The 12,381-nt window shown below is 41.5% G+C and carries 5 protein-coding genes; all 5 read right to left on the bottom strand.

Translation table 11 applies throughout. From position 1 onward, the window contains the following. Positions 1–118: 118 nt before the first annotated feature. The 5 genes from HCG49_RS01510 to HCG49_RS01490 all read right to left on the bottom strand — a co-directional run bounded on the left by HCG49_RS01510 (position 119) and on the right by HCG49_RS01490 (position 9,879). Complete coding sequence (locus tag HCG49_RS01510) at positions 119–1,138, bottom strand: PAS domain S-box protein (protein ID WP_168467797.1); 1,020 nt, start codon at positions 1,136–1,138, stop codon at positions 119–121. Positions 1,139–1,198: 60 nt separating this feature from the next. Further along, complete coding sequence (locus HCG49_RS01505; RefSeq protein ID WP_168467796.1) at positions 1,199–6,271, bottom strand: PAS domain S-box protein; 5,073 nt, start codon at positions 6,269–6,271, stop codon at positions 1,199–1,201. Positions 6,272–8,067: 1,796 nt separating this feature from the next. Beyond that, positions 8,068–8,481 carry a type II toxin-antitoxin system VapC family toxin gene (locus HCG49_RS01500; protein WP_168467795.1) on the bottom strand — a complete coding sequence of 138 codons (414 nt, stop codon included), beginning with the start codon at positions 8,479–8,481 and terminating at the stop codon, positions 8,068–8,070. Next, on the bottom strand, positions 8,478–8,723 hold the full coding sequence (locus tag HCG49_RS01495; RefSeq protein WP_168467794.1) for a DUF6364 family protein: 246 nt from the start codon (positions 8,721–8,723) through the stop codon (positions 8,478–8,480). Before HCG49_RS01495 ends, HCG49_RS01500 begins: the two co-directional genes overlap by 4 nt. Before the next feature lie 784 nt (positions 8,724–9,507). Then, entirely contained in the window at positions 9,508–9,879 is a 372-nt protein-coding gene (locus HCG49_RS01490) for an endonuclease domain-containing protein (RefSeq protein WP_168467793.1), read from the bottom strand. Positions 9,880–12,381 lie beyond the last annotated feature (2,502 nt).

Raw genomic sequence — 12,381 nt, 5'->3', positions numbered from 1 at the left:
CCATCCCAATTTTCAAATTTTCAAATTCCCTAATTTTCAAATTCCTCCAACCCCATTTGTTACATTAAATGACTAAGAGCCCCTCAATTACCACAATCCCAATTGTTTCATTGCTACATTAACCCTTTTCCACATTAAACACCGACTGCGACTTGCTGACAATCTCCTTTATAATCTCATCGATCTCCAGGGCAGAACTGTAAATATGTTCTAATAAAATCTCCTTTTCTTCCTCAGAGGGCAAATCTTCTTTGATCAAATCTATCATCCCCAATAACCGCGATACCGGGGCCCTGACCACATGCGACTGGGTCCAGGCAATATCTTTGAGGTTTTGGTTCTGTTTTTCGATCGCTTTTATATGCATTAGTTTTTCGGTGATATCGGTAGACAGAATAATTTCGGCCGGAATGCCATTGAACTGTATGGCATTGCTGGTGATTTCTACATCGATTATGTCGCCGTTTTTTTTCTGATGCCTGTACGACCCTTGTTGAAAATAACGGGCTTTATGCTTTTCGTGGTTTATAGATTCCATTAGGATGGGAATATCCTCGGGGGGACGGATTTCCTTGATGGTCATCGACAAAAACTCCGCCTCGCTATAGCCGTAATGGCGCACGGCGGCAGCATTGACATCTAAAAAGGCAAGGCTGTTTACATCGTAGACCCACATGGGAGCCGGACTCAAATGAAAAATGTCCATATAGCGTTGCTGGGACGCTTTTAGAGAGGTGTAAAAACGGAATCGCTCTAGGGTGTAAACAATACTTTTATAAAGTACCAAAGGGTTAATAGTGTCTTTTACCAGGTAATCGGACACCCCTTTGGAAAGGGATTTAATGGCGAAATCCAAATCTGAATTTCCCGTTAAGATGATAATGGGGGTATTGTAGCTAAAAATTTTTATCTCTTCCAATAAAGTGTCCTTATTTATATCGGGAAGGGAAAGGTCCATTAAAATAACATCAAACTTCCTTCCTTCCGCAAGCAATAGGTTTTGGGCCTCCTGAAATTTTTTGGCATGGACAAGGTTCGGGGCATGGATATGCTCTAGGAGGTAATCTTCTATCAGCACATAATCGCCCAGATTGTCTTCTATGATAAGGATATTGTATGGATGCTTGTCAATTTTCATAAATACTGTTGCGTTGGTCGTTGTATTGGCTTGGTCTTGAAATTTAATTTTGGGTAACGCTTATTTTTTTAGGGTAAAATAGAAGGTAGTGCCTTTGTTCGGGGTGGACTCCAGCCAAATGCGACCTCCTAAGTTTTCAATAATTTTCTTTACAATGGCAAGCCCCATTCCTGTACCGCTATATTCGTCTTTACCATGTAAACGTTGAAAAATTACAAAAATTTTGTCAAAATACGCCTCCTCAATCCCAATACCGTTGTCGGCCACGGAAAATTCCCAATGGTCGCCCTTATCCAAAGCCCCTATCTTAATCACCGGCGGCCTGTGTGGGGCGCTGTATTTTAGGGCATTGTCTAGCAGGTTGTGCAGTATTTGGGTCACCGGCGCGTTATAACTGCTGATGGTGGGCAGGGGAGTATTGATAATTTGGGCTTCTTTTTCGGTTATCAATTGTTTCCGTAAAATGCAGTAATCGTCCAGAACCGTTTGTAGGGCTATCGTTTCCTTCTCGTCCTCGAGTCGGCCTACCCTGGAGAATTCTAATAGATCCAAAATTATCTGTCGCATCCGTTGGGCGCCATCCACAGCAAAATAGATATATTCTCGGGCACGCTCATCGAGCTGCTCTCCATATTTTTTTTCTAGTAGCGACAGAAAACTGGTCACCATCCGCAGCGGTTCTTGCAGGTCGTGAGAGGCAATGTAGGCAAATTGTTTCAGCTCGGCATTGGAGATTTCCAGTTCCTTGGCGTGTTTTTCCAATTGGATATTTAGTTTTTGCAAGGATTTCTCATAGGTTTTTCTATAGGTAATATCGGACATAGCCCCTACGATCCGTATGGGAATACCTTTATTATCTCTAATAATAAGCCCTTTATCCATCACATTGGCATAGGTATTGTCGGCTTTTAAAAAGCGGTATTCGGCCTCCCATTTGGTAGCCATCGGGTCCAATAGTTTAGCTTGCAAACTGCCATGGGCATACTCGTAATCATCGGGGTGGATCCGATTTTTCCATTCCTCAAGGGTAGGGGTAATGGTCGCCAGGGGAATGCCAAACTGATATTGGTACCCCTTCCCCCAATACACACTGCCATTGATAAGATCCCAATCCCAAATGGCATCGTTGGTAGCCTGAGTCACCTTTTTAAAACGCTCGTTGGTTTGGCGAATGGCCTCTGCAGCTTCCATACGGTCGGTAACGTCCTTGATATAAATAGAGAGTCCGTTGACAGAAGGGTAGGCAATGACATCGAACCACTTTTTTAGTTCGGGGTAGTGTTCCTGAAAACTAATGGTTTGCCCTGTATCCATCGCTTTTTTATACTGGTGGTAAAAATCGTACTGGGCTACGTTATCGTATAAGCTCCATAGATTTTTTCCCAAGGTGGTTTCCCGTGGTATTTCCATCAGTAGCTCGGCCTCCTTGTTCCAATAGGTAACTGTCCACTGCTTGTCTACGGCCACAAAGGCATCGCCAATACTCTCTAGAATCTGCGTTTTTTCTATAAAGGCCTTTTTTAGGGATAGCTGTGCTATTTTTAGCTTGTGAATATCCTGTACACAGCCGTAATAGCCTACGCATTCCCCTTTTAGAAATTCGGGTTCTCCTATGATCCGTATCCAGCGGTCATTGCCCTTGGCGGTGGTAATCAGTAGTTCCATTTCCCAGGCTTCGCCCTTTACGTTGGCGGATTGTATCATCTCTAGAAGCCGTTCTTTCTGGGTGGCATCCTTACAAAAAGAAACACTGCTTTCTAGGGTAGGGGTATAGCTTAGTGGGACTTCATGAATCTCCTTGATGATATTGGACCAATGGACTTTCTCCTGGAGAAAATCGACCTCCCAGTTCCCTATGCGCGCCAAATTATTGGCCCTGTCCAATAGCCCTTGTAGCTCTTTGTTTTGGGTAACATCTTTGGCGACGGCAAAAACCAGTCCCTGTTCATCGTTGGGGGTAGCAGACCAGCTAATCCATTTGGTCTTTCCGCTTTTGGTGATATAGCGGTTTTGAAAATTATCGCCCTGTTGGCCCTGGTAGATCTTTTTTTGCTGGTTCTTGGTACGCTCCTGGTCATCGGGATGCACAAAACTCACTATTCTTTTGGAGAGGAGCTCTTCTTCGCTGTACTCGAGTAAGGCAATACCAGCGGGATTTATTTTTTTAAAATAGCCGTCATTTCCGGCAATACAAATAAGGTCGGGCGAAAAGGTAAAGATTTGGTTGAGGTCGTTTTCTAGGCGTTTTCGTTCCACTTCGGCCCCTATAAAAGTTTCCAACTGCTGAAAAAGGGCCTCGGAGAACCGAATGTTGTTTTTGGTATTTTCCATCCCCAATACCAAGACGCCAATAGGTACTTTGTTATGGGTCAGGGGAATGCCGACTACCGTTTGTATCTTGTTGGCTGCGGCGTATTCTCTAGGGATACAGGCCAGTGCATTATTTCCATTGTCCCAATAGGTCCGTTCTTGATTTTTCCAAACCTCCCCTGGGAATCCCTCTTCGATCGTAAAAACGGGCATGGCAGTAGCATCGGCAACCGTTTTTTTACTGTATTGGGCCATACAGTGCAGCTGTGTTTTTTCCAGATTTGGCAACCATAATTCGGCCATCTGAAAATCGCCATAGTCGGCCAAATGCTGTAAAACGTCTTCTAGGCAGGGCTTTAGTTTTTCCTGTCGGTGGAATAACATACTGATATCGGCCAGCAATTTTTTTTCGAGTTCCCGGTTTTTTTGGGCGGTAATATCGCGCTGGATGGCAATATAGTGGGTAAACTCCCCTTTTTCGTCCGCTACCGGTGTAAAGGATAGGTGTACCCATAGTGCTTCCCCGTTTTTTTTATGGCTGTTGGTGGTAATTTCCCCGGCCTTGGATTCTGCTATACACTGCTGCAGTGCTGTTAGGGCGTCGGCATTGGGCTGGTAGCCAAGGAGCATACGCGGATTTTGCCCTAGCACCTCTTCGGGCTCATAGCCGGTGAGGCTGCTAAAGGCATCGTTTACATAGCGAATGCGGGGTCCGGCCTCATTAAAGGGATCTATATTAATGATACTGACGGCATCAGAGGTATTGGTCACCACAGATTCCATCAGCTTCAAGCGTTGTTCCTCATATTTTTGCTGGGTAATGTCCTGTACGGTACCCTCAAACAGCTTGGGGTTGCCTTCCTTGTCATACACCAAGCGCCCAAGGCTATGTACCCATTTTTGTTCTCCCGAGGGGCGTCGTATCCTATAGATAAAATCGTAGTTTTTGCCACCCTTTACTGCCGCCGCTACTTTTTGTTTAAATTTCTCCTTATCCTCTGGGTGTATGGTGGCCAAAAAACTATCAAAAGACACCTCAAAGCTGCCTTTCTCCAAGCTCCACAGCTTATATACTTCATCGGAAAGGGTAATAGCACCCCCTTGCAGGTCTACCGTCCAATACCCTAGTTTGGCAATGTCCGTGGCCATTTTCAGTTTGTATTCGGACTGCTGTAGCTCCTCCAGGAACTGCTCTTTTTCGGTCACATCGTTACAGACCACCAAAAGGCAGTCTTTTCTCTGAAACTGGATGGCATGGCCAACGATCTCCATTTTTAGGAGCTCCCTATTTTTCTTTATATGGGTAAAGACCCCAAAATTTATGCTAGCCTCCCTGTTAATGGGAATGGCTTTTAGGGTTTTTAGTAAGTGTGGAATCTCGTCCGGTGGCCGTATCTCCCGGATATCCATCCCTATAAATTCCGCCCTGGGATAGCCGTATTTTTCAACGGCCATAGCATTGATGTCCAATATTTTTAGGGTATCAAAATCGTAGATCAAAGCTGGCAGTGGACTCGAGTTAAACAAGAGGCGGTATTTTTCTTCGGAAGCCTTTATTTGCTGCTCGGCCTGTATTCTGTCGGTAATATCCCTGGAATTGGTTACAATCCCCTGTACGGCGGGGTCGTGCCGCAGGTCGGTCACTACGTTTTCTACCCATCGCCATTGGCCGTTTTGGTGTTTGTACCGAAACGGTTTTGGGGTATACGCTTCTCCGGCCAGCAATTTGCTAAAATGGTCATGCACCTGGGCAATATCGTCGGGGTGCATAAAATCGAAGGTGTTTTTTCCGATCACCTCCTGGGGGTCGTAGCCAAGGATATCCATGGCGGTCGGACTCACATATTTATAGGTGCCTTTGTCATCCATGACGGTAATCATATCGGCACCGCCAAGGACCAGGGATTTAAACCACTGGTCTTTCAGCCGCAATTTTTCTTCTGCCAGTTTGCGTTCCGTAATATCCCAATGGGCCCCGGCGACAATCAAGGGCTTCCCGTCCGCGCTCCATTGTATCACCCGGCCTCTATTATTAATCCACACCCAGTGGCCGTCTTTGTGCCGCAGGCGACATTCGTGCTCCAAATAATCGGCTTTTTTCTCCAAGCAGAGCTGCAGCTTGCTATCGGCTAAGGCCTTGTCATCGGGGTGAATCAGGGAATCCCATTGCTCAAGGTTTATAGGGAACAGCTCCTCATGGGTATATCCCAACATGGCTGCCCAGCGTTCATTAAAAAATATGTCTTTGGTCTGTATATTCAGCTCCCAGGTGCCAATATGGGTAGCATCGATAAAACTGTCCAGCCTATCCAACTCATAGGCAAGGGTCTGCTTTTGTTTTTCGGCCTGTTTTTCTATGCGTTGCTGTTCTAGCAAACGTTCCCCCAATTGCCCTAGGGCCGTCAAGGCCGCTTTTTTGGGAGCATCCAACTGCTTCGGTTTTTGGTCCTGTACGCACAGTAGGTACAAGGCATCCCCTTCCGGGGGGCTAAGAGGTATGGCGGCATAAAAACGGCAATCAAGGGCGGTGGCGGTATCTATTCTCGGATCTGTTTTGGCATCCTCGATTATAAAAATCTCCTTGAGGCGCTCCCTAAAATGGGCATCGCGAAGGAGGGAGAGGGGAGATGCGTTGTCGGCCTCTCCATCTGCAGCCGTACTAGGAGGGGGGGTAGGTTTTATCAGAGATACCCATGCCGTGGGCACATCACAAATTCCCGCAGCCAGGGTGCGCAAGGACGCCAGGGCCTCTTGCCCAATAGTATCGGAATCAGCATTGGGGCGGGTATCGGTGATGGACCTAGGGATTTTGGATTTCTTCATTATGTAATATTAAGCCACTTTTACGGAGTACCTATTAGATACCCCAAGCGCCAGTGGTAGCATTGGCTACTCTATAGGTTTTCTAGGTTATTAATGCCCTTGTTGTCATGCAACACACTTTGGACAGTCCTAATTTCGGTAAAAAAATATTAAAAAAAAGGAAAAAAGAGAGGACCGAGCGAAAAATGCAATGATTTGCATTTAACGTGAGGGGCCAGGTGGCGCGTTGGCCATGGCGGCAGTCATTTATAATTAACAATGGGAAAAAGAGAAAAGAGAAGAGAAACAAGAGGGCCGAGATGGAAATGCAACGACTTGCATTTACCTCGAGGAGCCAGCCGGCGCGTTGGCCATGGATGTAATTGGCTCCTTGAATGAAAAGAGATGCTTACAATGAAAAAAGGATCATAATTCCATAAAAAATAAAAAGCCCGGCGGTTATTATAATTATTCTTGAATTAAACAATGGCCTAGTTCTAAATCTGTATCTACTTGAAATTAAATACAATAAATAAATGAAAGAAAAGTATTGTTAAAAAATATATTTATGTGTTTGGGTATGGTAGAAATGAAGAGATAGCTGGGGATGTGTGGGTAGGAGAGAAGCTGTGAAATATTTGAAACTACTCATCTCAAATGGTTAAAATCAAAAGATTCCGGCCTATTTTAATTTTCGTTAAAAATCAAGTGCTTTTCACAGCGGGTGATGGAAGCCGTCCAAAGAGCATTTCACCTTAGTGAAAGCGGCCTGGGCGGTGCGGCGTGTAAAGTGCGTAGATTTTTAGAACATTAAAATCAGCCTAGCGTTTTTGGGTTCTTTTTTGGGCGATGCAAAAAAGTACAGAAAGCGGAATGCTTAGGCTATCTAGAACCGCCCTTAAAAAGAAAAAAAGATCTATGTGTCAACAATCCATTTGAAAAGAGATAATTGAAGCTCTATAGTTTTCAAGGAACCGACAACCTAATTGAATAATTCCAACATCCCCCTTACTCCCCCTTTACGCCCAAGGCGCACACGGTCAGGGGAATTACTTGATTGAAATCTATGGATATATTAATTATTGAATAAACCGCTTTACCTCAAGAAAGAAGTTTTAAGCATCAATACTGAGCAGAGTTCATCTCAACTTGTTAAAATCAAAAGTTTTCGGCCTATCGAAAATTTATCGTAAAATTTGCGGTGAAAGTACCGTAAAATTTTAGGCTGTCTGAGCTAAAAGTATTTTCATTTTTAACTGTATTTCTAAAGCGAGTTCCTAAAATTTAGGTGCTGAGCAATAAATTTAGATAAAGATTCGTCAGCCTAGATTTTTTTGATTCGTTTTTTCATCAATGGAAAAAATGAATAGAAAGCTTAAACTATCAAGAACTGTCCTTAAAAGAAGAAAAGAACTATGTGTTAACAATCCCCAAATCATAATCCTTTAGAGAAGCGTTATAGTTTTCAAGGAACTGATAACCTAATTGAATAATCCCCACATCCCCCTTACTCCCCCTTGAAAGGGGGAATTTGCATGATTTAACTGTAGGGTACACGTTTTTAAGCAAGCGGAGCTAAAAAAAGTAGTCAGTAATCGGTAACCAGTAAACGGTTATAGAGTTATCTTGTTACGGAGTTATCAAGTAATCAAGTTCCCGAATTAACGAGTAACGGAGTTACCTTGTTATGATGTTACGTATACGAACGGCTATTAATAAAAAGAATCCCTTCACTATTAATTATAAAGATTAAAAAGGAGGATTCCCCGGGCTGTGCGTCTTAGGCGTAAAGGGGGACAGTGTGTTAACTACTGGAATTATTTCCGAGCTAAATACTCTTGCGCAGTTAAAACAGGTATTTTTGAGTTTTTAAAGTCCTTTTTATTCCGTGTGATTATAATATCGATTTGGTTTTCTATAGCAGTGTAGTATTGAAGCCCATCTTCAAAGTCAGGAAAATTGTCGTCACTCAAGGCCAATTCCGTTATTTTATCATCTAGACTTAATACTTCTACAAGTACTTTAAATTTTCTTAATATTTCTTTCGCTTCTTTGGCCGATTTTAATTTTGTAAGAATATAGTTAGTGTTTGCAAATGTTAAGGATGAAATAGCCAAGGCTACTTCTTTTTTATCTGCACGAGAAAACAAATCGGCAGCCTCCTGATAGAATTCTTCTCTTTTAGAAAGAAGATCTATGACAATATTGGTGTCAATGAGTAATCTACTCATTTGTATTTTTCAATTAAATAATCGGTATAGGTATCTTTTATGTCAAAATCTTTATCAAGAGATATTACCCCACTTAAACTTTCTACAAGAGGTGTTATTTCCCCTGTCTTTCTTGTGGGGGTAGTTAAGGTCATTAAATAGGATTCTATTAGTTTCGACAAGCTGATATTATTCGATCTAGCATAATTTTTTGCGCTTTCGATAATTGTTTTGTCCAAGCTTAAGGTGAGTTTTTTGTCCATAACATTAGTTTTACGTATAAATTTAATAAATTATTACGTAATCTAAATAAATTCTCGCTTTATTTTATTGGTGTTTAGTCTGTTATAGTGTTACTAAGTTATCAGGTTATCTTGTTATCAAGTTTTACATATGAACTGTTACTCATAAAAAGACACCTTATTTTATCAACTAAAAGGTAGAATAGCGCGGATTCCCCCTTAGAAGGGGGCCAGGGGGATGTTGGTAGGTATAAGGTGGGTTATAAGGTCTCTTAAAAACCATCAAGGCGCATTTGATGAGAATTTCCTCCGTTCAAAAAAGACACTCTGTTGAAGTGATGAGGAAAAGGCTAGAAAGATTAGCACTTATTCTATGACTAAAAGGTTTAAAAAAAAAACGTACACCAAAAAGGAGAAACCCCCGTGTGTCAACAATTCCCAAATCAAAACCCTAAAGAGAAGAGGCAATTGAAGCTCTATAGTTTTCAAGGAACCGACAACCTAATTGAATAATTCCCACATCCCCCTTACTCCCCCTTCAAAGGGGGAATCCGCATGATTTAACTGTAGGACTAGTTTTTAAGCAAGCGGAGCTAAAAAAAGTAGTCAGTATTCAGTTATAGAGTTATCTTGTTATGGAGTTATCAAGTAATCAAGTTCCCGAATTAACGAGTAGCGGAGTTATCTTGTTATCAAGTTATCCTGTTATGAAGTTTTACATATGAATTAAAAGGTTTAATCGCGTGGATTCCCCCGGGCCGTGTGCGCCGTAGTCGTAAAGGGGGCTAGGGGGATGTTGGGGTGATTAAGGCCTGTTTAAAAGCCTCTCTATAGTACCTTCTATTTTCAACATTACACTGAACATTTCTTTTTTTACTTCAATATCCGTTAATCTGATAAATTCAATATTGTATTCTTCTAATGCACCTTGGCGTTTTTTATCGTAATCATATTTATATTCATGGCTATCGCCATCAACTTCTATAGCAAGCCTTATCTCAGGACAGTAAAAATCAACAATATATTCTAAGAGCGGGACTTGTCGGTGAAATTCAACATCAAAGGACCTATTCTTTATTTTTTGCCACAGCAGCACTTCAGAAAGGGTACTGTTCTTCCGAAGCTCTCTGGCGTAATCCTTTAATTTTGGGTTATAGGGGATTCTATAGTTTTTCATGAAAAAGATTGCTAGTTGCATCATCCCTACATCCCCCTTACTCCCCCCTTTACGCCGCCGCTAAAGCTTTGGGGCACAAGGCCCGGGGGAATTAATTGGTCCATTAAAGAGACTTTACGGACCTTAAATTAAGAAAAATACAGCAATAAATTTATACAATACAAAGATGATCCAATGTACCTGTTAAGAGACTCAAGAAAATTGGTTCCCTTACCCTATAATTAAGGAAGATCCATAAGGTAAAGAAAAGCAGAATTGATATTACAAATAGGCCCATTGTGTCTTCAAAAAAGTAGAATAACGCGGATTCCCCCTTAGAAGGGGGCCAGGGGGATGTCGGTTGGTTTAAGGTGGGTTATAAGGTCTCTTAAAAACCATCAAGGCGCATTTGATGAGAATTTCCTCCGTTCAAAAAAGACACTCTGTTGTAGTGATGAGGAAAAGGCTCGAAAGATTAGCACTTATTCTATGACTAAAAGGTTTAATTAAAAAAAAACGTACACCAAAAAGGAGAAACCCCCGTGTGTCAACAATTCCCAAATCAAAACCCTAAAGAGAAGAGGTAATTGAAGCTCTATAGTTTTCAAGGAACCGACTAGCTAATTGTATACTTCCCACATCCCCCTTACTCCCCCTTGAAAGGGGGAATTTGCATGATTTAACTGTAGGGTACTCGTTTTTAAGCAAGCGGAGCTAAAAAGAGTAATCAGTAACCGGTAACCAGTAAACAGAAAAAACTACAGATTCAATTTTTATGAAACTCTATAGCTTTTCATGAAACAGATTGCCTATTGTATCATCCCAACATCCCCCTAGCCCCCTTCAAAGGGGAAATCCGCATGATTTAACCTTGTAGTATATTGAATAAGTGTATTTCTAATCGTAAATATCTTCTTTATAGCATCCTTATTGGCAAATAATCCTTTAACAGGATGAAAGAACCATATTGATGAGGTTCCTTTGTCGTCTTGAAAAAGGACTCCATGGAGTGACTGTAATAATTATTTTTGAATGTGTTCTCTTGAATAAAAGGCAGCTTGCATCCAGAATTGTTAAAATCAAAAGCCCCCGGCCTAGTTCAATTAGCAATAAACAATAAACAATTAGCAATGAAAAAAAAAGTGAAGACAATTAGCACTGGTTAATTCGGGAATTTGAAATGAGCATGACCGAAAATTGGGCGCAAAGACGAATGATGATATGCAAATTACATCCTTTATCGTCCTGAAAGAGGACTCCATGGAGTGACTGTAATAATTATTTTTGAATGTGTTCTCTTGAATAAAAGGTAGCTTGCATCCAGAATTGTTAAAATCAAAAGAACCTGGCCTAGTTCAATTAGCAATAAACAATAAACAATTAGCAATGAAAAAAAAGTGAAGACAATTAGAACTGGTTAATTCGGGAGTTTGAAATGAGCATGACCGAAAATTGGGCGCAAAGACGAATGATGATATGCGAATTACATCCTTTATCGTCCTGAAAGAGGACTCCATGGAGTGACTGTAATAATTATTTTTGAATGTGTTCTCTTGAATAAAAGGTAGCTTGCATCCAGAATTGTTAAAATCAAAAGAACCTGGCCTATTTTAATTTTCGTTAAAAATCAAGTGCTTTTCAAAGCGGGTGATGGAAGCCGTCCAAAGAGCATTTCACCTTAGTGAAAGCGGCCTGGGCGGTGCGGCGTGGAAGTGCGTAGATTTTTAGAAAATGAAAATCAGCCTAGCGTTTTTGGGTTCTTTTTTGGGCGATGCAAAAAAGAACAGGACACATAGAGCTGAGGCTATCAAGAACCGTCCTTAAAAAAGACAATGCCCCATGTGCCTCCAATCCCTACCAGACCATAACAAACCCAGTAAATCAGAACCCTAAAGAGAAGAGGTAATTGAAGCTCTATAGTTTTCAAGGAACCGATAACCTAATTGAATACTTCCAACATCCCCCTTACTCCCCCTTGAAAGGGGGAATCCGTATGATTTAACTGTAGGGTACTCGTTTTTAAGCAAGCGGAGCTAAAAAGAGTAATCAGTAACCGGTAACCAGTAAACAGAAAAAACTACAGATTCAATTTTTATGAAACTCTATAGCTTTTCATGAAACAGATTGCCTATTGTATCATCCCAACATCCCCCTAGCCCCCTTGAAAGGGGGAATCCGCACAATTAAATTTTAAAACCCAAACAAAAGGTCAAGATATAATCGAAGAGGATGGACTCTTTTGTCGTTTTATAGGTTCTCTAATTTCAATAAAAGGCAGCTTGCATCCAGAATGGTTATAAACAAAAGATTCCGGCCTATCGAAAATTTATCGTAAAATTTGAAGGGAAAGTACCGTAAAATTTTAGGCTGTCTGAGCTATAGGTATTTTAATTTTAACTGTATTTCAACAGCGAGTTCCTAAAATTTAGGTGCTGAGCAATAAAAATTCCTTTGAATGAATCATTTCGCAAGTTAGGCCAACGCTACAGCTGGCTCCTTATTCCAAAGGTACACCGTACCTTT

The sequence above is a fragment of the Arenibacter sp. 6A1 genome (genome assembly GCF_012272855.1).
Taxonomy (GTDB): Bacteria; Bacteroidota; Bacteroidia; order Flavobacteriales; family Flavobacteriaceae; genus Arenibacter.
The sequence above is the reverse complement of the archived record's forward strand: the minus strand, read 5'-3'. Positions and strand labels throughout refer to the sequence as shown.

Excerpts from the sequence above, each read along its gene's own strand:
- HCG49_RS01510 (WP_168467797.1), bottom strand. The coding sequence starts at position 1,138 with ATGAAAATTGACAAGCATCCATACAATATCCTTATCATAGAAGACAAT.
- HCG49_RS01505 (WP_168467796.1), bottom strand. The coding sequence starts at position 6,271 with ATGAAGAAATCCAAAATCCCTAGGTCCATCACCGATACCCGCCCCAAT.
- HCG49_RS01500 (WP_168467795.1), bottom strand. The coding sequence starts at position 8,481 with ATGAGTAGATTACTCATTGACACCAATATTGTCATAGATCTTCTTTCT.
- HCG49_RS01495 (WP_168467794.1), bottom strand. The coding sequence starts at position 8,723 with ATGGACAAAAAACTCACCTTAAGCTTGGACAAAACAATTATCGAAAGC.
- HCG49_RS01490 (WP_168467793.1), bottom strand. The coding sequence starts at position 9,879 with ATGAAAAACTATAGAATCCCCTATAACCCAAAATTAAAGGATTACGCC.